The organism is Ottowia sp. SB7-C50 (assembly GCF_033110285.1).
Classification (GTDB): Bacteria; Pseudomonadota; Gammaproteobacteria; order Burkholderiales; family Burkholderiaceae_C; genus Ottowia.
The window spans coordinates 758740-776676 of sequence record NZ_CP136995.1; the positions used below are offsets into that span (position 1 = coordinate 758740).

A 17937-nucleotide genomic window follows, 5' to 3' on the forward strand; every position below is an offset into this window, starting at 1 on the left:
AAGCGCCGGAGCCTGATTTTTCATTCAACTCATCGACCGGAAGGACGCACCATGCCCGTGAACCTGCAGGCCCCCGATCCCACGCAACTGCACCCTGTCGCCGGTGTCCGCATCGGCGTGGCCGAAGCGGGTGTGCGCAAGGCCCACCGCAAGGACCTGACGGTGTTCCTGCTGGACGAAGGCGCCAGCGTCGGCGGCGTGTTCACGCGCAATCGCTTTTGCGCCGCGCCGGTGCAAATCTGCCGCGAGCGGCTGGCAGGTGGCGCGCCGATTCGCGCGCTGGTGGTGAACACCGGCAACGCCAACGCCGGCACGGGTGAAGACGGCCTGGCCCGCGCACGCCAGACCTGCGATGCGCTGGCGGGGCTGCTCAAGCTCGACGCCGCCCAGGTGTTGCCGTTCTCGACCGGCGTAATCATGGAGCCGCTGCCCGTCGACCGCATCGTCGCCGGCCTGCCCGCCGCCATCGCCGACGCGCAGCCCGCCCACTGGGCGCGCGCTGCCGAAGGCATCATGACCACCGACACCGTGCCCAAGGCCGCCAGCGCCAAGGCGATGGTGGGTGGCGCCGAAATTACGGTCACCGGCATCAGCAAGGGCGCGGGCATGATCCGCCCCAACATGGCGACGATGCTGGGCTTCCTGGCGACCGACGCGCGCATCGATCCGTCGCTGATGAACCAATTGGCGCTGGAGCTGGCGGATGGCTCGTTCAACCGCGTCACCATCGACGGCGACACCTCGACCAACGACTCGTTTGTCGTCATCGCCACGCAGCAGGCCGCCAATGCACCCGTCACCTCGCTCGCCTCGCCCGACGGCCAGGCGCTGAAGGCGGCGATGCTGGGCGTGGCACGCCAGCTGGCGCAGGCCATCGTGCGCGACGGTGAAGGGGCAACCAAGTTCATCACCATCCAGGTCGACGGCGGCAAGACCGCCGCCGAATGCCGCCAGGTGGCCTACGCCATTGCGCATTCGCCGCTGGTCAAGACGGCGTTCTTCGCCAGCGACCCGAACCTGGGCCGCATCCTGGCGGCGGTGGGCTATGCCGGCATCGACGACCTGGACCAGACCCGGATCGACCTGCACCTGGACGACGTGCACGTGGCGGTGCAGGGCGGGCGCAACCCGGCTTACCGCGAGGAGGACGGGCAGCGCGTGATGAAGCAGTCCGAGATCACCGTGCGCGTGAACCTGGGCCGCGGCAGCGCCAGCGACACGGTGTGGACCTGCGACCTGAGCCACGATTACGTCAGCATCAACGCCGATTACAGATCGTGAGCATCCCCCTGAGCGGCTGGCGCCGCTTCCCCCTTCTCTCGCTGCGCTGCGCTTCGCGGGAAGGGGGACAACGCCAGTGGCCGGTGCAAGCCCGTCCGCGGCGTTCGCTGGCGTGGCCTGCTCCGCGGCCTTTTGAATGAAGACATTTTTCCCATGACTGAAAATCTTGCGCGCCTGATCGACAAGGCCGAGCGCCTGATGGCGCGCATTGAAGCGGTGCTGCCGCAATCGCTTTCGTCGCCCGACTGGTCGCAGTCGGTGGCGTGGCGCTACCGCAAGCGGGCCAGCGGCCACGGCGTGCTGGAACCGGTGCGCCACGTGGGCAGCATTGCGCTGTCCGACTTGAAGGAAATCGACGCGCAGAAGGAAAAGATCGAGCGTAACACGCGCCAGTTCGTTGAAGGCCGACCCGCCAACAACGTGCTGCTAACAGGCGCGCGCGGTACCGGCAAGTCGTCGCTCATCAAGGCCTGTCTGAACGCGTACGCGCCGCAGGGGCTGCGGCTGATCGAAGTCGACAAGGCTGAACTGACCGACCTGCCCGACATCGTGGACGTGGTGGCCGGCCGGCCCGAAAAATTCATCATCTACTGCGACGACCTGAGCTTTGACGAGGGCGAGCCGGGGTACAAGGCGCTCAAGAGCATTCTGGACGGCAGCGTGGCCGCCAGCACGCCCAATGTGCTGGTGTACGCCACCAGCAACCGCCGGCACCTGCTGCCCGAGTACATGAAGGACAACCTGAGCTACACGCACACCGACGATGGCGAGGTGCATCCCGGCGAGGTGATCGAAGAAAAGATTTCCTTGTCCGAGCGCTTCGGGCTGTGGGTCAGCTTCTACCCGTTCAGTCAGGACGAATATCTGGCCATCGTCGCGCAATGGATGAGCGCGCTGGGCGCCACGCCAGGGCAGATCGAAGCGGCGGCGCCCGAATCGCTGGTTTGGGCGCTGGAGCGCGGCTCGCGCTCGGGGCGCGTGGCGTATCAGTTTGCGCGCGACTACATGGGAAGGGCTTGACATCCCCCCCTGAGTCGCCTACGGCGCCTTCCCCCCAGGGGGACGGCGCCTATGGCCGGCGCAGGTCCGGCCATGGCGCCTCCGTATGGCCTGCTCCGCGGCCATTTGATGATGCATTGACCTCAAATGAAGGGCATTCTTACCGCCGATGGGCATGTGCAGCGCGAGATGGCGGGCGATCGGCCGGTGGTCGATGTGGCGGTGGGCGTGCTGATCATGGCGGACGGGCGCTTTCTGCTGACTTCGCGGCCGCAGGGCAAGGTGTATGCGGGCTACTGGGAGTTTCCCGGCGGCAAGCTGGAGCCGGGCGAGGGCGTGGAGCAGGCGCTGGCGCGCGAGTTGCACGAGGAGCTGGGGATCGAGCTTTCGCTGCCCGGCGTCCAGCGCTGGCGCGAGCAGGTGGTGGATTACCCCCACGCGCTGGTGCGGCTGCATTTCTGCAAGGTGCGGGCATGGCGCGGCGCGCTGCAGATGCGCGAGGGCCAGTCCTTCGTCTGGTCGGGGCTGCCGGTGGAGGTGGCGCCCGTGCTGCCCGGCGCCTTGCCGGTGCTCGACTGGCTGCGCGAAGAGGCAGTGCCCTAGCGCTTCAATATCAATAGCTGCATTCGCAGTCTAGGCGGGCGCTGCGCGGCCAGAATGCGCTGAACAGGCTTACTGCAGCTGCGGCGGCTGGGCGTCTTCGGCGCCGTCGTCTTCCTGCACTTCGACGCGAAAACTCTCGCTGGCCCACGCGCCCAGGTCGTGCAGCTTGCAGCGTTCGCTGCAAAACGGGCGATAGGCGTTCTGGGGCGAAAAGCGGCTCGGTCCGCCACAGGCCGGGCAGCGCACGGTGCGGGCGGCATCGGCGGGCGGTGCGGCGGGCGGGCGGCTCATGCGCAAAGGGCCAGTTCGAAGGGCGCGTCTTCACGCGCCAGTTGCAGCTTGCCATCGGTGTCCTGGCGCATCAGCCGCACCGACGCCACCAGCCGGTTGCCGCTGATTTCGGGCACCAGCTGCATCGATTCGTCGATGCGCAGGCGCAGCAGCTGGAACGCGCGGTTCTGCGGCAGCGTCTGCTGGAACTGGCCCGCACTCGCCATCACCTTCTGCGGGCGGCCGGAATCGCGCAGGATCTGCAGCAGCAGCGCCACGGCGTTGGCCATGGGCGCGAGCGAGCCGGCCCAGCCCTGCAGGTCGGCACGGCGATCGGCGGGTGGCCGGTGCTGCCACGCGTGGTAGGCGGGCAGATCGAAGCTGCAGGTGCCGGCGGGAATGACGGCGCGGCTGCGGATGCCCATCAGCCACTCGTTGTCGGTCATCTCGTGCCCGGGCTTGCCCAGTTGCTGGCTGAGGTGCTGGAAGGCGTCGTCCACGCGGCCCAGAAAGGAGTCCAGCGAGGCTTCAGAGATGGCCGGATTGCCGCGAAACGCCGCCATGTGCGTGCGCTGCCGCTCCAGGTCCTTGAGTACGTCCGACTTCAGGTCGGCGCGGCCGGAGACGTCCATCACCTCGAACATGGTGATGAGTGCGAAGTGGTGGTCGACCGCGCCATCGCCGGCCATCAGCTGGCCCAGCCGGTCGAACAGGTGCTCAAGCCGCAGGTAGGTGCGGACGCGTTCGTTGAAGGGGTACTCGTACAGGATCAAGCGATGTCGCCTTCAGGCAGACGCGAATCATAGCCCGAAGGCTGCGGCCACTTCGTGCGCATTGGCGCGCAGTTGGTCCAGCGAGACGCCCGCGCCGTTGAACAGCACGGCGTCGGCCGCCGCCAGGCGCTGGGCACGCGTGGCCTGGGCGCCCAGGATCTGTTCGACCTGGCCGCGCGGCAAGCCGTTGCGCGCCATCACGCGCTTGATCTGCGTCTCGGGCTCGCAGTCGACCACCAGCACGCGGTCGACCTTGCCCCGCCAGCGCGCGCCCGATTCGACCAGCAAGGGCACGTCGAACACCAGCAGCGCACGGCCGGCGTCGATGGCCGCGTGCATCTGGCGGTCGGTTTCGGCGGCGACCAGGGGGTGGATGATGGCCTCGAGCCGGCGCCGCGCGCCGTCGTCGTGGAAAACCTGCTCGCGCATCGCCGCGCGGTCGAGCGCGCCATCGGCACCGATCATCGCGGGGCCGAACGCCTCCGCGATGGCTGGCAGCGCAGGCCCGCGCACGGCCGTCATGGCGCGCGAAATGGCGTCGGCGTCGATCACCGCGGCCCCGCGCTCGGACAGCGCCTGCGCCACGGTGCTCTTGCCGCTGCCGATACCGCCTGTCAGACCCAGCAAGGCTGCCATGGCGTCAGAGCCCCACCACGCGCAGGATGGATGCGGGCCCGAACACCATGGCGGTCAGGCCCGCCAGGGCGAGGAACGGACCGAACGGCACCACGCCGCCTTCGCGCAACGAGCCGGTCAGCTTCATGCCGATGCCGACCAGGGCGCCGATGACCGACGCCATCAGGATGATGGGTACCAGCGCCGCCCAGCCAAACCAGGCGCCCAGTGCGGCGAACAGCTTGAAGTCGCCAAAACCCATGCCTTCCTTGCCCGTTAGCAGCTTGAAACCCCAATAGACCAGCCACAGCGACAGATAGCCCGCCACGGCGCCCCACACCGCGTCGGCCAGCGGCACGCCCGTGAGGCCCAGCGCGGCGGCGATCAGACCGGCCCACACCAGCGGCAATGTCATGCTGTCGGGCAGCAGCGTGGTGTCCCAGTCGATCAGCGTGAGCGCGACCAGTGCCGCCGAAAAGCCGCACCAGGCCACAGCCGTCCCGGTGGCGCCCCAGCGCCAGACGCACCACGCAAACAGCAGTCCCGTGACCAGTTCGACCAAGGGGTAGCGCGGGCTGATACGCACGCCGCAGGCCGAGCATTGGCCGCGCAGGAACAGGTAGCTGAGCGCAGGGATGTTCTCGTACCAGCGGATGGGGTGGCCGCAGGCCTGGCAGCGCGAACGTGGCACGAGCAGGTTGAATCGCTCCTGCTCGGCCAGCGGCTGGCCCGTCATTTCGGCGCAATCGGCCGCCCACTGGCGCTCCATCATCTTCGGCAGGCGGTAGATCACGACGTTGAGAAAGCTGCCGACAATCAGGCCCAACACGCCGCCCATCGCGGCCAGCACCACGCCCTCCGACATCAGATCACCTGGCCGAGCTTGAAGATCGGCAGGTACATCGACACCACGATGCCGCCGATGATGGTGCCCAGCACCACGATGATGATCGGCTCCATCAGGCTCGACAGACCCGCCACCATCTCGTCGACTTCGGCCTCGTAGAAGTCAGCCGCCTTGCCCAGCATGTGGTCCAACGCGCCGGATTCCTCGCCAATGGCGGTCATTTGCAGCACCATGCTGGGAAAGACGTTGGCGTTGGTCATGGCGGCGGTCAGGCTCGAGCCGGTGGCGACTTCGCGCTGGATCTTGTCGGTGGCCTGGCGATACACCGCGTTGCCTGCAGCGCCGCCCACCGAGTCGAGCGATTCGACGAGCGGTACCCCGGCGGCGAACATGGTGGCCAGCGTGCGCGTCCAGCGTGCCACCACCGCCTTTTCAATGAGCGCGCCGAAGATCGGCACTTTCAGCAGCAGGCGGTCCATGAACATCTGCATCTTCTCGCTGCGCTTCCAGGACTGCATGAAGAAGTAGAAGCCGAAACCGATTACGCCGAAGATCAGCCACCACCAGTTGACGAAGAACTCGCTGACGGCGATGACGAACAACGTGGGCGCAGGCAAGTCGGCACCAAAAGACGTGAATACTTCCTTGAACGACGGAATCACGAAGATCATGATCACCGACACCACGACGAAGGCCACCACGATCACCGAGATTGGATACATCAGGGCGGACTTGATCTTTGACTTGATCGCCTCCGTCTTTTCCATGTAGGTGGCCAGCCGGTCGAGCAGGCTGTCCAGGATGCCTGCGGCTTCGCCAGCCTCGACCAGATTGCAGTACAGGCTGTTGAAATGCATCGGGTACTTGCGAAAGGCCGAGGACAGCGAAGTACCCGTTTCCACATCGGCGCGGATTTCGTTCAACAGCTTGGTGACGCTGGGGTTGGGGTTGCCGCGGGCCACGATGTCAAAGGATTGCAGCAGCGGAACGCCCGCCTTCATCATGGTGGCCAGTTGCCGGGTGAAGATCGCAATGTCCTTGGGCTTGATCTTCCGGCCCGAGCGCATGCGGCGTTTCTTCACCTTGGTGACGAATATGCCCTGCCGCCGCAGCGTCGCCATGACCTGGTTTTGGCCCACGGCGCGTGTTTCGCCACGGACGACCTTGCCGTTGCGGTCCTTGCCTTCCCACTCGAAGACGAATTCCTTGACGCCTTTGGCGCCCGCGACTTGAGTTGCCATCTTCGCTGCTTTCCTATCTGCCCAGCGCGTCTCAATCGTTGGTCACGGCCAGCACTTCTTCGAGCGACGTGACGCCCAGCTTCACCTTGTGCAAGCCCGATTCGCGCAGCGAGCGTACGCCTTCGCGCCGCGCCTGCTGGGCGATCTCGATCGCATTGCCATCGTCCAGGATGATGCGCTGGATCTGCTCGCTGATCGGCATGACCTGGTAAATGCCGACACGCCCCTTGTAGCCGTTGTTGCACGCGGCGCAGCCCACCGGCTTGTAGGGCGTCCAACTGCCGTCGAGATCCTGCTCGCCAAAGCCGGCTTCGAGCAGCGTCTCGCGCGGGATGTTCGCCGGCGCCTTGCACTGCATGCACAGCCGGCGTGCCAGCCGCTGGGCCGTGATGAGGATCACGCTGGACGCAATGTTGAACGGCGCGATGCCCATGTTGCGCATGCGAGTCAACGTGGTCGGGGCGTCGTTGGTGTGCAGGGTGGACAGCACCAGGTGCCCTGTCTGCGCCGCCTTGATGGCGATGTCCGCTGTTTCCAGGTCACGGATCTCGCCGACCATGATGATGTCCGGATCCTGGCGCAAGAACGCCCTCAGTGCCGTGGCGAAGGTGAGGCCGGCCCTTTCATTGACGTTGACCTGGTTGACGCCTGGCAGGTAGATCTCGGACGGGTCCTCGGCCGTGGCGATGTTGACGCCCGGCTTGTTGAGCAGGTGAAGGCAGGTGTAGAGCGACACCGTCTTGCCCGAGCCCGTCGGACCGGTGACCAGCACCATGCCGTAAGGGCGCGCGATGGCCTTGAGCAACCGCTCTTTTTCCTCGGGTTCGTAGCCCAGTGCATCGATGCCGACACTGGCGCTGGTCGGATCGAGCAGGCGGATCACGATTTTTTCGCCAAACAGCGTGGGCAGGGTGCTGACGCGGAAGTCGATCACCTTGTCCGGCCCGATCCGCAGCTTCATGCGGCCGTCCTGCGGGAGGCGCTTTTCTGCGATATCCAGACGTGACATCACCTTGATGCGCGAGGCCAACTTTTCCTTGATGGCTATCGGCGGCGCCACGACTTCCCTCAACTCACCATCAATGCGAAATCGCACCCGATACTGGTGTTCGTAAGGCTCGAAGTGGATATCCGACGCACGCAATCTAAACGCTTCGACCAGCACCTTGTGCAGAAACCGCACAATGGGCGCGTCTTCTACCTGCGACTGAAGGATATCGACTTCCTCCGTCGGCGTATCCACATTGAGCGACGCTTCGTCGAACTCGAAATTTACTTCGCTGACTTGGCCCAGCGTTTCGGTCACAGCCCCGGAGCACACGTCGATCAGACGCGACAGTTTGTCAAATTCGCCGATGACCCAGTCGACGGTCATCTGCGTCGCAAATTTGATCTTCTCCGCAGCATCTTGGTCAGACGGGTCAGCCGTTACCACGATCAGGCGGCTTCCGCGCTTGCTGAGCGCCAAGATGCGGGAAGTTGCCGCCAACGTGGGATTGAGTAGATCGGTAGGCAGTCGGTGGAGGTCGAGTGCATCGACGTCCAGCAGCGGAGCCGAAAAGGTCTGTGACATAACATGTGCCACATCGAAAGCCGACACCACGCCTGAGCCGGTCAACTCAGAAATAAAACTGCGATTGGCCGTTTTAGCCCGACGATAGACCTCGTCCGCCATGTCCCGGCTGATCTTGCCAGCCATGACCAAAGCTCTGGCAACACCGGGCAGGGCGACGGGAGAGGCAGTTCGTGAAGGATTGGCGATAGCCATGAAAGACGTTCAGACGTACAACAACACCCGTCTGATCATCGCCGATTGGTGAAAATATGTAAACGCCGGCCGCCTTTGCGTCGGTCATGCGGTGGCTAGCCGGAGTTTCGGCTTAACCATCATGCCGTACATGTGCTAAGTCGAATGGCGCCCCGAATGTCTGAAGCAAGGAAAACGGGCGGTGCGCAGTGCTGTCTATGCGTGCAGCAAAGCCTGCTGCGGATCTCGATTGCCTGTGAAAGGAAAGCAACAGCCAGCATGGTCGGGGTGAGAGGATTCGAACCTCCGGCCTCTACGTCCCGAACGTAGCGCTCTACCAGGCTAAGCTACACCCCGATGTGCAGAGCGGGTGAAGTTCACGAGCGCCGCTGCAATAGCTGAGCCGCCAATTCTATCAAACTGTTCGAGTATTCATTGGCCGGAAGCGCGCGCGCGGCGTCTACCGCACGTTCCGCCTGTGTGGCTGCCGCCACACGCGTGCGCTCCAACGCGCCTGTGCGGCGCACGATGTCGATGATGCGAGGTAGCTCGTCGGTGCTGCCGGTTTCGATCGCGCGTCGAACCAGTCCGGCCTCGTCGGGGCTGCCCAGTTTCATGGCCAGGATCAGCGGTAATGTTGCCTTGCCTTCACGCAGGTCGTCGCCCAGGTTCTTGCCCATCTCGGCGGTGTCGCCGTCGTAGTCGAGCACGTCGTCGATGACCTGGAACGCGGTGCCGAGCGACTGGCCGTATTCGCTGCACGCGTCCTCGATCTCGGGCGGTGCGTCGGCCAGGATGGCCGCCAGCCGGCAGCTGGCTTCGAACAGCTTGGCCGTTTTCGAACGGATGACGCGCAGATACGCGGCTTCGTCCAGCGAAGCGTCGTGCATGTTCATCAACTGAAGCACTTCGCCCTCGGCGATGATGTTGGTGGCGTCCGCCAGCACCTGCATGATGCGCATGTTCCCGGTTTCGACCATCATCTGGAACGCTCGGGAATACAGGAAGTCGCCCACCAGCACGCTGGCCGGGTTGCCGAAGGTCTCGTTAGCCGTGGCGCGGCCGCGCCTCAGCGTGGATTCGTCCACCACGTCGTCGTGCAGCAGTGTTGCCGTGTGGATGAATTCGACCACTGCGGCCATGCTGTGGCGCAGCGGGTGCGTGCAGCCGAGCGCGTTGCACATCAGCGTCAGCAGCACGGGCCGCAGGCGCTTGCCGCCCGCGGAGATGATGTAGGTCGCCACTTGGCCGACCAGAGGGACGTCCGATGTCAGGCGGCGCAGGATGGTCGCGTCGACCTCCCGCATGTCCTCGGCGGCCAGCGCCAGGGCGCGGTGGGTGGGGGGTGGAGGAAGTCAAGGCTGGAGCGATCAACACACCGTTTGCGCAGGCTGCGCCACGGTTTGGCGGCAATTATAGGTTTGGCCCCGCGCCAGCGCTGTCCGCGCCGGGCGGCGTTTGCGCTGGGCGGGTGCTGCGGCTATAATGCGCAGTTCTGCCGGAAATCCGTCCGGTGGAGATATCGAATCAAGAGGGTTCTCATGTACGCGGTCATAAAAACCGGTGGCAAGCAGTATCGCGTGGCTGCCGGCGAAAAGATTAAAGTAGAACAGATTGCTGCGGACGTAGGCCAGGAAATCACGTTTGATCAGGTGCTGGCTGTCGGTAACGGCGGCGACCTCCAGATCGGCGCGCCCCTGGTGTCCGGCGCCTCCGTGGTGGCCAAGGTGGTCAGCCACGGCAAGCACGACAAGGTGCGCATCTTCAAGATGCGCCGTCGCAAGCATTATCAGAAGCGCCAGGGCCATCGCCAAGGCTATACCGAACTCGAGATCGGCACCATCAACGGCGCCGGCAAGTCCAAGGAGTAACACACCATGGCACAGAAAAAAGGCGGCGGCTCCACGCGAAACGGCCGCGACTCCAATCCCAAGATGCTGGGCGTGAAGGTGTTCGGCGGCCAGGTGGTCAGCGCCGGCTCCATCATCGTGCGCCAGCGCGGCACCAAGTTCCACGCCGGCGCCAACGTCGGCCTGGGCAAGGACCACACGCTGTTCGCGCTGGTCGACGGCCAGGTGTCCTTCGTCACCAAGGGTGCGCTGAACAAGCACACCGTGCAGGTCACGCCGGCGGCCTGATCCGCACTGGCTGACAGCACGGAGCCCCGCACGCGCGGGGCTTCGCTGTTTCTGGGCTGCGCCGCATACACTGCAAGTCACCATGAAATTCGTCGACGAAGCCTTCATCGACATTGCCGCCGGCGATGGGGGCAATGGCTGCGCGTCGTTCCGGCACGAGAAGTACAAGGAATTCGGCGGCCCCGACGGCGGCGATGGCGGGCGCGGCGGGCATGTGTACGCGCTGGCCGATTCCAACCTCAACACGCTGGTGGACTTCCGCTATTCGCGCCGGCACGAGGCCCGGCGCGGCCAGCACGGCATGGGCTCGGACCGCTTCGGCGCGGCGGGCGACGACGTGGTGCTCAGGATGCCCGTCGGTACCATCATCAGCGACGCCGAAACCGGCGAGGTGCTGCACGAGCTGCTGCAACCCGGCGAACAGATCATGATCGCCAAGGGCGGCGACGGCGGTTTCGGCAACCTGCGGTTCAAGAGCTCGATCAACCGCGCGCCGCGCCAGAAGACCCCTGGCTGGCCGGGCGACAAGAAAAGCCTGAAGCTGGAGCTGAAGGTGCTGGCCGACGTCGGCCTGCTGGGCATGCCCAATGCCGGCAAATCCACCTTCATCGCCGCCGTCAGCAACGCGCGGCCCAAGATCGCCGATTACCCCTTCACCACGCTGCACCCCAACCTGGGCGTGGTGCGTGTGGGGCCGGGGCAGAGCTTCGTGGTGGCCGACATCCCCGGCCTGATCGAAGGCGCCAGCGAAGGCGCGGGGCTGGGCCACCAGTTTTTGCGCCACCTGCAGCGCACGCGCCTGCTGCTGCACATTGTCGACATCGCGCCGTTCGATGAAGACGTTGATCCGGTTGCGCAGGCCAAAGCCATCGTGGCCGAGCTGAAAAAATACGACCCCGCGCTCTATGCCAAGCCACGCTGGCTGGTGCTGAACAAGCTAGACATGGTGCCCGCCGAAGAACGCGCGGCGCGCGTGAAGGACTTCGTCAAGCGCTTCCGCTGGAAGGGGCCCGTGTTCGAGATTTCCGCGTTGACGCGCGAAGGCTGCGAGCCCCTGGTGCAATCCATCTACCAGCATGTGCGCCACGCGCAGCAGGCCGAGGCGCCCGACGCGCCGGCCGACCCGCGCTTCGATCGCTGAAATCGCTACTAAAAAAATAGCTACTGGCGCGCGCCAGCCGTGCGCTGAACCCTGAAATGAACGAACAACCGATTTCCGAGGTGTTGCGGCAGGCGCGCCGCATCGTCATCAAGGTCGGCTCCAGCCTGGTGACCAACGAAGGCCGCGGCCTCGATGAATCGGCCATCGGCGAATGGTGCCGCCAGATGGCACTGCTGGAGAACGAACCCGGCGCGCAGCGCGAGGTGATCATGGTGTCCAGCGGCGCCATCGCCGAAGGGATGAAGCGCCTGGGCTGGGCCAAGCGGCCGCACGAAGTCAACGAGCTGCAGGCCGCTGCTGCCGTCGGCCAGATGGGGCTGGCGCAGATGTACGAGACCAAGCTGCGCGAGCAGGGCCTGCGCAGCGCGCAGGTGCTGCTGACCCACGCCGACCTGGCCGACCGCGAGCGTTACCTGAACGCGCGTTCCACGCTGCTGACGCTGCTGCAATTCAAGGTGCTGCCCGTCATCAACGAGAACGACACGGTGGTCACCGACGAGATCAAGGTGGGCGACAACGACACGCTGGGCGCGCTGGTGGCCAATCTGATCGAAGCCGACCTGCTGATCATCCTGACCGACCAGAAGGGCCTGTACACCGCCGATCCGCGCGCCAATCCGTCGGCCGAATTCGTGCACGAGGCCCGCGCCGGCGACCTGGCGCTGGAGCGCATGGCGGGCGGCGCGGGCTCCAGCATCGGCAAGGGCGGCATGCTGACCAAGATCCTGGCCGCCAAGCGCGCGGCGGGTTCGGGCGCATCCACGGTGATCGCCTGGGGCCGCGAGCCGGACGTGCTGGTGCGCTTGTCGCGCGGTGAACGCATCGGCACGCTGCTGGTCGCGCCGACGCAGAAGATGCAGGCGCGCAAGCAGTGGATGGCCGATCATCTGCAGCTGCGCGGCGCGCTGTGGGTCGACGACGGCGCCGTTGCCAAGCTGCGCGGTGCCGGCACCAGCCTGCTGCCGATCGGCATGACGCAGGTCGACGGCGTGTTTGCGCGCGGCGATGTGGTGGCCATCCGCGACGCGGGCGGCGCCGAGATTGCACGCGGGCTGGCCAATTACTCCAGCGCCGAGGCACGCCTGCTGTGCCGCAAGCCGTCCAGCGACATCCGAGCGCTGCTGGGCTACGCGGCCGAGCCGGAAATGGTGCACCGGGACAATCTGGTGATGGCGCGCCAGAAATGATGCGATGCGGCCCTGTGCGCCTTATCTGCGTCGCAGCCAGCTATCAATAGTAGAGCGACTGGTTGCCCGACTTGAGCTGCCGCACCATCTCGGCCGGCGTCTCGCGCAGTGTCGTGCCCATGCACATGCCGCCTTGCGCCAGCCGCCCCGGGTGCTGCACCAGCACGCCCGACTGCCCGCGCATGCTGTTCCAGCGGTCGTCGCTGTTGGGCGACCACTCGCTGCCCTGCACCTGGCGCGCGTAGATGCGGTATTCGCCGGTGGCGCACCGGATGCCTTCGTAGCTGGCGTTGACCGCCGACGGCCCGCGCGCCACCACCACGTAGCGCACGATGCCCGTCTGCTGGTTGATGCGGATGGTGGCCGGATCGACGCCCATGCGCACCGTGGAGCCGCGCGGCATGTCGATCTCGACCAGCCCCTGCGTGCTGTAGGCCGGCGGGGGCGGAGGGACGTCCTCCTTCCAGTCGGCGCGATCCAGGTCGGCGTACTGGGCGCTGGCCAAGCCGCATGCCGCGAACAGGCAGGCCGCCAGCAGCGGCAGCGCGCCCGCCTTCCAGGCCCGGGCGGGGACGTTCATGAATCGTCCCGCGGCGCGAAAGGCGCGCGCGGCAGGCCGTCCAGCACGGCGCCGGGCGGCAGGGCGATGGAGGGCGGTGCCGACCGCTCCTGCGTGTGGATGGGCGCGAAGTCGCCCGCTTCGCGCGAGCGCATGCCGCCGCGCAGGTAGCGGTTGCGGTGCTCCTGGCGCGGCAGGAACCGCGCCAGCTCGGTCAACGCCATTTCGTAGACGCCGCGCTTGAACTCGACCACCACGTCCAGCGGCACCCAGTAGTCGTTCCAGCGCCAGGCGTCGAACTCGGGGTGGCTGGTGGCGCGCAGGTTCAGGTTCCAGTCCGGCGTCATCAGCTGCAGCAGATACCAGATCTGCTTCTGACCCCGGTAGTGGCCGCGTGCGTCGCGGCGGATGAACCGGTCTGGCACCTCGTAGCGCAACCAATCACGCGTCCGGGCCACGATCCGCACATGCTCCGGCTGCAAGCCGACTTCCTCGTGCAGTTCGCGGTACATCGCCTGTTCAGGGGATTCACCCCGGTCGATGCCACCTTGCGGAAACTGCCAGGAATGGGTACGTATCCGTTTGCCCCAAAATACCTGATTTTTCTGGTTGAGCAGGATGATGCCGACGTTCGGGCGAAAGCCTTCCCGGTCAAGCATAATCAAACCCCAAATTCAATAAGTTGCAACCATTATGCACCGCGCGCCTTGCGCGGCAAGTGGGCACAAACCCCATGCACGGTGTGGATGCACACGCCGCCCTCCCGATGAAAGCCTCCCAGTTCTATATCAGCACCCTGAAGGAAGCCCCCGCCGATGCCGAAATCATGAGCCATCGCCTCATGATGCGGGCCGGCATGATCAAGAAACTGGGCGCCGGCATCTACACCTACATGCCGATGGGGCTGCGCGTGATCCGCAAGGTCGAAGCCATCGTGCGCGAGGAAATGAACCGCGCCGGCGCCGTCGAATGCGTGATGCCGGTGGTGCAGCCGGGCGAGCTGTGGAGCGAGAGCGGCCGCTTCCAGACCATGGGGCCTGAACTGCTGCGCGTGCAGGACCGCCACGAGCGCGACTTCGTCATCCAGCCCACCAGCGAAGAGGCGGTGACCGACATCGCCCGCCAGGACTTGCGCAGCTACAAGCAGTTGCCCAAGAACCTGTACCAGATCCAGACCAAGTTCCGTGATGAGCGCCGCCCACGCTTCGGCCTGATGCGGGGGCGCGAATTCATCATGAAGGACGCCTACAGCTTCGACCGCGACGAGGCCGGTGCCAAGCAGAGCTACCAGAAGATGGCCGCCGCCTACCGCGCCATCTTCGACCGCTTTGGCCTGACGTATCGCGCGGTGGCGGCCGATTCCGGCGCCATCGGCGGCGAGCTGAGCGAGGAATTCCAGGTCATCGCCGCCACGGGCGAAGATGCCATCGTCTATTCCACCGGCAGCGACTACGCCGCCAACATGGAAAAGGCCGAGGCGCTGGCCCCCGCAGGCGCGCGGCCCGCGGCTGCGCAGGCCATGGCCCGGACGCCCACGCCCGGCAAGAGCACCTGTGCCGATGTGGCAGAACTGCTGTCCATTCCGCTGGTCAACACCGTCAAGTCGCTGGTGCTGGCCACCGACGCGCTCGACTACAAGGGCGAAATCGCCAAGACGCAAGTCTGGCTGCTGCTGGTGCGCGGCGACCACGACATGAACGAAATCAAGGCCAGCAAGGTGCCGGGCCTCGACGAGGGCTTCCGCTTTGCCACCGTGCCCGAGATCATTGAGCACTTCGGCACCAAGCCGGGCTACCTCGGCCCCATCGGGCTGCAGAAGCCCGTCAAAGTGGTGGCCGACCGAGAAGTCGCCGCCATGGCCGACTGGGTGTGTGGCGCCAACGAGGAAGACTTCCACCTCACCGGCGTCAACTGGGGCCGTGACCTGCCCGAGCCGGACGCGGTGGCCGACATCCGCAACGTGGTGGCGGGCGACGCCTCGCCCGACGGCAAGGGCCAACTGGCGATCGAGCGCGGCATCGAGATCGGCCACATCTTCTACCTGGGCACCAAGTACAGCAAGTCGATGGACGCCACCTTCCTCGACGAGGACGGCAAGCCCAAGCCTTTCGAGATGGGCTGCTACGGCATCGGCATCACGCGCCTGCCGGCGGCGGCCATCGAGCAGAACCACGACGAGCGCGGCATCATCTGGCCCGACGCCATCGCGCCCTTCACGGTGGTGATCTGCCCGGTGGGCATGGACCGCAGCGAGGCCGTGAAAGCCGCCGCCGAAGGCCTGTATGCCGAACTGGTGCAGGCCGGCGTCGACGTGATCCTGGACGACCGCGGCGAGCGGCCGGGCGCCATGTTTGCCGACTGGGAACTGATTGGCGTGCCGCACCGCGTGACGATTGGCGACAAGGGCCTGAAGGATGGCCAGGTCGAATACCAGCACCGGCGCGATGCCGCGGCCACGCGCGTGCCCGTGGCAGAGATCGGCGCCTTCGTGAAGGGCCGGCTGGCTGCATGACAGCGCCTGCCGCGCGGCCTTGCCGCGACGCCTTTCTCGATAGAAGAAAGGTGCTTCAGCGCGCGCTGGCATTGCCGATATCGCTCTCATTTCATGAGCATGCAAGCGCTGGCGGCCAGCTGGAAGAGCCGCTGGCCGACTCGGTGCGCAGCGCCCTCAGCTCGGCCATCGCCAACAGCGCGCCGCCGGTGCCGCACTTCAGCAGCACCGAAGCGCGCCTGGCCTACCTGCGCTGGCTGTCGGCCATGAGCGACCGGCTGTACCCGCGCAAGAAGGACTTCACCGAGCGCACCGAATTCCTGCAGACGATCTGGTACGAAAGCAAGCGCGCGGGGCTGGAGCCTTCGCTGGTGCTGGGGCTGGTGCAGGTCGAAAGCGCTTTCCGGAAGTACGCCGTCTCCAGCGTGGGTGCGCGCGGCTACATGCAGGTGATGCCGTTCTGGACGCGCGTGATCGGCGACGGCGATGCCGGCAAGCTGTTCCACATGCAGACCAACCTGCGCTTTGGCTGTGTCATCCTGCGCCACTACCTCGACCGCGAGCGCGGCGACCTGTTCATGACGCTGGGCCGCTACAACGGCTCGCGCGGCAAGCCGCAGTATCCCAACGCGGTGCTGGGCGCGCAGAAAAGATGGGTTTTTGCTGCCTAGCGCTTGCCAGACAAGCGCCAATAGCTATCAATAAAGTAGCTTAAGCGCCCGCGTCGTCGGTGCGCGTGATCAGCACCTGGTCGATGCGGTAGTTGTCCACGTCCATCACCTCGAAGCGGTGGCCGCCCCACACCACGCTGTCGGTGCGGCGCGGCACGCGGCGCAGCATCACCATCAGAAATCCGGCCAGCGTGTCGTACTGGTCGGGACTGGGCAACTCGTCCAGCACCAGCGCGCGCTGCACGTCGGCCATCGGCGTGTGGCCGTCGGCCAGCCACGAGCCGTCGCCGCGCCGCACGATCAATTCCTCGTCCTGCGGCGTCACCAGTTCGCCCATCACGGTGCTCATCACGTCGTTGAGCGTCACCACGCCCACCACGGTGCTGTATTCGTTGACGATCAGCGCAAAGTCCTCGTGCTGCTGGCGGAACTGGTGCAGCACTTCGGACAGGCTCAAGCTGTCGGGCACCACCACCAGCTTGTGCAGCAGCTGGTCGTCCTTCAGGTCGATGGGGCGCTGGTTGAGCACGCGCTGGAACAGGTCCTTGGCGTCGACGTAGCCCAGCACGCGGTCCAGCTCGCCGTCGCACACCGGGTAGGTCGAGAAAGGCTGGGCCGCAATCAGCGCGCGGATCTCGCCATCGCTGGCGTCGCGCCGCAGCCAGGCCACGCGGTCGCGCGGCGTCATCGCGCTGCTGACGGTGCGGGTGTCCAGTTCGAACACGTTTTCGATCACCTGCTGCTCTGGCCGGTCCAGCACGCCCGCCTGCGTGCCGGCCTCGGCCAGCGCCAGGATGTCGTCGGGCGTGATGCGGTCGTCGCGCTGGCTGGGCAGGCCGAACAGGCTCATGATCAGGTCAGCGCAGCGGGTGTACAGCCACACGATGGGCTTGAAGACCAGCAGAAAGCGGTCCATGGGCCCGACCACCGCCATGGCCACGCGCTCAGGCTCGGCCATGCTCAGGCGCTTGGGCACCAGGTCGGCGAACACCACGAACAGCGACGTCACCACCGCCACCGAGCCGGCGAACGCCACGCTCGACGCCGTGCTCTCGGGCAGCCAGGGCCGCAACGCGACCGCAAGGTAGGGGCTGAGCAGCCCCTCGCCGACGATGCCGCCCAGGATGGCGATGGCGTTCAGCCCGATCTGCACGGCGGTGAAATAAAACCCCGGCTGCTCCTGCACCCGCAGCACGCGCAGGGCGCGCGCGTCGCCGTCGTCCGCCAGTTGGCGCAGGCGCAGCCGGCGCGAAGCCGCCAGCGAAATCTCGGCGACGGAAAAAAAGGCGCTGGCCACGATCAGCAGCGCAATCAGCAGCAGGTTTTGCGTGAAATTCATGAATCAAATAGGCC

The 17937-nt window shown here is 65.9% G+C and carries 20 protein-coding genes and 1 tRNA gene; 10 read left to right on the forward strand and 11 right to left on the reverse strand.

From position 1 onward, the window contains the following. Window positions 1-51: 51 nt before the first annotated feature. The 3 genes from argJ (at window position 52) to R0D99_RS03665 (ending at window position 2883) form a co-directional block, all read left to right on the forward strand. A complete protein-coding gene (argJ, locus tag R0D99_RS03655; RefSeq protein WP_317750026.1) occupies window positions 52-1281 on the forward strand; it encodes a bifunctional glutamate N-acetyltransferase/amino-acid acetyltransferase ArgJ in 1230 nt (409 codons plus the stop codon). 153 nt (window positions 1282-1434) lie between these two features. Then, a complete protein-coding gene (locus R0D99_RS03660) occupies window positions 1435-2301 on the forward strand; it encodes an ATP-binding protein (RefSeq protein WP_317750027.1) in 867 nt (288 codons plus the stop codon). A 126-nt stretch (window positions 2302-2427) separates the two neighbouring features. Continuing rightward, a complete protein-coding gene (locus R0D99_RS03665) occupies window positions 2428-2883 on the forward strand; it encodes an NUDIX domain-containing protein (protein ID WP_317750028.1) in 456 nt (151 codons plus the stop codon). 69 nt (window positions 2884-2952) lie between these two features. Here the strand turns inward: R0D99_RS03665 and R0D99_RS03670 are convergent, their stop codons facing one another. From R0D99_RS03670 to pilB, 6 genes are read right to left on the reverse strand one after another with little or no spacing between them, the layout of a single operon-like run. Beyond that, window positions 2953-3174: a DNA gyrase inhibitor YacG gene (locus R0D99_RS03670; protein WP_317750029.1), complete on the reverse strand. Its 222-nt coding sequence runs from the start codon at window positions 3172-3174 to the stop codon at window positions 2953-2955. Further along, complete coding sequence (gene zapD, locus R0D99_RS03675) at window positions 3171-3926, reverse strand: cell division protein ZapD (RefSeq protein ID WP_317750031.1); 756 nt, start codon at window positions 3924-3926, stop codon at window positions 3171-3173. The genes R0D99_RS03670 and zapD overlap by 4 nt, the downstream gene beginning before the upstream one ends. 27 nt (window positions 3927-3953) lie before the next feature. Then, the gene (coaE, locus tag R0D99_RS03680; RefSeq protein ID WP_317750032.1) at window positions 3954-4562 is read right to left on the reverse strand and encodes a dephospho-CoA kinase; all 609 of its coding nucleotides are present in this window, start codon (window positions 4560-4562) and stop codon (window positions 3954-3956) included. A gap of 4 nt (window positions 4563-4566) precedes the next feature. Then, window positions 4567-5406 (reverse strand): A24 family peptidase, encoded by an 840-nt coding sequence (locus tag R0D99_RS03685; protein ID WP_317750034.1) that lies wholly within the window; start codon window positions 5404-5406, stop codon window positions 4567-4569. Continuing rightward, window positions 5406-6629, reverse strand: coding sequence for a type II secretion system F family protein (locus tag R0D99_RS03690; RefSeq protein ID WP_317750035.1), 1224 nt, complete (start codon window positions 6627-6629; stop codon window positions 5406-5408). Before R0D99_RS03690 ends, R0D99_RS03685 begins: the two co-directional genes overlap by 1 nt. 31 nt (window positions 6630-6660) lie before the next feature. After that, window positions 6661-8328 (reverse strand): type IV-A pilus assembly ATPase PilB, encoded by a 1668-nt coding sequence (gene pilB / locus R0D99_RS03695; RefSeq protein ID WP_317750036.1) that lies wholly within the window; start codon window positions 8326-8328, stop codon window positions 6661-6663. On the opposite strand from pilB, the gene R0D99_RS03700 reads away from it, so the two are divergent. Beyond that, on the forward strand, window positions 8327-8449 hold the full coding sequence (locus R0D99_RS03700) for a hypothetical protein (protein WP_317750037.1): 123 nt from the start codon (window positions 8327-8329) through the stop codon (window positions 8447-8449). The two genes, pilB and R0D99_RS03700, sit on opposite strands and share 2 nt — an antisense overlap. 207 nt (window positions 8450-8656) lie before the next feature. Here R0D99_RS03700 and R0D99_RS03705 read toward each other — a convergent pair. Both R0D99_RS03705 and R0D99_RS03710 read right to left on the reverse strand, forming a co-directional pair. After that, window positions 8657-8733 (reverse strand) — tRNA-Pro (locus R0D99_RS03705). A gap of 20 nt (window positions 8734-8753) precedes the next feature. Then, window positions 8754-9683 carry a polyprenyl synthetase family protein gene (locus tag R0D99_RS03710; RefSeq protein ID WP_317750038.1) on the reverse strand — a complete coding sequence of 310 codons (930 nt, stop codon included), beginning with the start codon at window positions 9681-9683 and terminating at the stop codon, window positions 8754-8756. A gap of 234 nt (window positions 9684-9917) precedes the next feature. Between R0D99_RS03710 and rplU the strand changes: the two genes are divergently transcribed. The 4 genes from rplU to proB all read left to right on the forward strand — a co-directional run bounded on the left by rplU (window position 9918) and on the right by proB (window position 12863). Then, window positions 9918-10247 carry a 50S ribosomal protein L21 gene (gene rplU / locus R0D99_RS03715; protein WP_317750039.1) on the forward strand — a complete coding sequence of 110 codons (330 nt, stop codon included), beginning with the start codon at window positions 9918-9920 and terminating at the stop codon, window positions 10245-10247. Window positions 10248-10253: 6 nt separating this feature from the next. Beyond that, window positions 10254-10514, forward strand: a complete 261-nt coding sequence (rpmA, locus tag R0D99_RS03720) for a 50S ribosomal protein L27 (RefSeq protein ID WP_317750040.1) — start codon at window positions 10254-10256, stop codon at window positions 10512-10514. A gap of 82 nt (window positions 10515-10596) precedes the next feature. After that, window positions 10597-11655, forward strand: a complete 1059-nt coding sequence (gene cgtA / locus R0D99_RS03725) for an Obg family GTPase CgtA (protein WP_317750041.1) — start codon at window positions 10597-10599, stop codon at window positions 11653-11655. A gap of 56 nt (window positions 11656-11711) precedes the next feature. Then, window positions 11712-12863, forward strand: a complete 1152-nt coding sequence (gene proB / locus R0D99_RS03730) for a glutamate 5-kinase (RefSeq protein ID WP_317750042.1) — start codon at window positions 11712-11714, stop codon at window positions 12861-12863. A 43-nt stretch (window positions 12864-12906) separates the two neighbouring features. Here proB and R0D99_RS03735 read toward each other — a convergent pair whose 3' ends face one another. After that, a complete protein-coding gene (locus R0D99_RS03735) occupies window positions 12907-13443 on the reverse strand; it encodes a CNP1-like family protein (protein ID WP_317750043.1) in 537 nt (178 codons plus the stop codon). After that, window positions 13440-14081, reverse strand: a complete 642-nt coding sequence (locus tag R0D99_RS03740; RefSeq protein WP_317750044.1) for an RNA pyrophosphohydrolase — start codon at window positions 14079-14081, stop codon at window positions 13440-13442. Before R0D99_RS03740 ends, R0D99_RS03735 begins: the two co-directional genes overlap by 4 nt. 107 nt (window positions 14082-14188) lie before the next feature. Here R0D99_RS03740 and R0D99_RS03745 point away from each other — a divergent pair, with 107 nt between their 5' ends. Both R0D99_RS03745 and R0D99_RS03750 read left to right on the forward strand, forming a co-directional pair. After that, complete coding sequence (locus tag R0D99_RS03745; RefSeq protein WP_317750045.1) at window positions 14189-15934, forward strand: proline--tRNA ligase; 1746 nt, start codon at window positions 14189-14191, stop codon at window positions 15932-15934. Beyond that, window positions 15931-16584 carry a lytic transglycosylase domain-containing protein gene (locus R0D99_RS03750; RefSeq protein ID WP_317750046.1) on the forward strand — a complete coding sequence of 218 codons (654 nt, stop codon included), beginning with the start codon at window positions 15931-15933 and terminating at the stop codon, window positions 16582-16584. Before R0D99_RS03745 ends, R0D99_RS03750 begins: the two co-directional genes overlap by 4 nt. 40 nt (window positions 16585-16624) lie before the next feature. Here R0D99_RS03750 and R0D99_RS03755 read toward each other — a convergent pair whose 3' ends face one another. After that, window positions 16625-17923, reverse strand: coding sequence for a hemolysin family protein (locus tag R0D99_RS03755; protein ID WP_317750047.1), 1299 nt, complete (start codon window positions 17921-17923; stop codon window positions 16625-16627). Window positions 17924-17937: the final 14 nt, after the last annotated feature.

Coding starts and splice junctions, on each gene's coding strand:
- argJ (WP_317750026.1), top strand. CDS start 52: ATGCCCGTGAACCTGCAGGCCCCCGATCCCACGCAACTGCACCCTGTC.
- R0D99_RS03660 (WP_317750027.1), top strand. CDS start 1,435: ATGACTGAAAATCTTGCGCGCCTGATCGACAAGGCCGAGCGCCTGATG.
- R0D99_RS03665 (WP_317750028.1), top strand. CDS start 2,428: ATGAAGGGCATTCTTACCGCCGATGGGCATGTGCAGCGCGAGATGGCG.
- R0D99_RS03670 (WP_317750029.1), bottom strand. CDS start 3,174: ATGAGCCGCCCGCCCGCCGCACCGCCCGCCGATGCCGCCCGCACCGTG.
- coaE (WP_317750032.1), bottom strand. CDS start 4,562: ATGGCAGCCTTGCTGGGTCTGACAGGCGGTATCGGCAGCGGCAAGAGC.
- R0D99_RS03685 (WP_317750034.1), bottom strand. CDS start 5,406: ATGTCGGAGGGCGTGGTGCTGGCCGCGATGGGCGGCGTGTTGGGCCTG.
- R0D99_RS03690 (WP_317750035.1), bottom strand. CDS start 6,629: ATGGCAACTCAAGTCGCGGGCGCCAAAGGCGTCAAGGAATTCGTCTTC.
- R0D99_RS03700 (WP_317750037.1), top strand. CDS start 8,327: ATGACCAAAGCTCTGGCAACACCGGGCAGGGCGACGGGAGAGGCAGTT.
- pilB (WP_317750036.1), bottom strand. CDS start 8,328: ATGGCTGGCAAGATCAGCCGGGACATGGCGGACGAGGTCTATCGTCGG.
- R0D99_RS03710 (WP_317750038.1), bottom strand. CDS start 9,683: ATGCGGGAGGTCGACGCGACCATCCTGCGCCGCCTGACATCGGACGTC.
- rplU (WP_317750039.1), top strand. CDS start 9,918: ATGTACGCGGTCATAAAAACCGGTGGCAAGCAGTATCGCGTGGCTGCC.
- rpmA (WP_317750040.1), top strand. CDS start 10,254: ATGGCACAGAAAAAAGGCGGCGGCTCCACGCGAAACGGCCGCGACTCC.
- cgtA (WP_317750041.1), top strand. CDS start 10,597: ATGAAATTCGTCGACGAAGCCTTCATCGACATTGCCGCCGGCGATGGG.
- proB (WP_317750042.1), top strand. CDS start 11,712: ATGAACGAACAACCGATTTCCGAGGTGTTGCGGCAGGCGCGCCGCATC.
- R0D99_RS03735 (WP_317750043.1), bottom strand. CDS start 13,443: ATGAACGTCCCCGCCCGGGCCTGGAAGGCGGGCGCGCTGCCGCTGCTG.
- R0D99_RS03740 (WP_317750044.1), bottom strand. CDS start 14,081: ATGCTTGACCGGGAAGGCTTTCGCCCGAACGTCGGCATCATCCTGCTC.
- R0D99_RS03745 (WP_317750045.1), top strand. CDS start 14,189: ATGAAAGCCTCCCAGTTCTATATCAGCACCCTGAAGGAAGCCCCCGCC.
- R0D99_RS03750 (WP_317750046.1), top strand. CDS start 15,931: ATGACAGCGCCTGCCGCGCGGCCTTGCCGCGACGCCTTTCTCGATAGA.
- R0D99_RS03755 (WP_317750047.1), bottom strand. CDS start 17,923: ATGAATTTCACGCAAAACCTGCTGCTGATTGCGCTGCTGATCGTGGCC.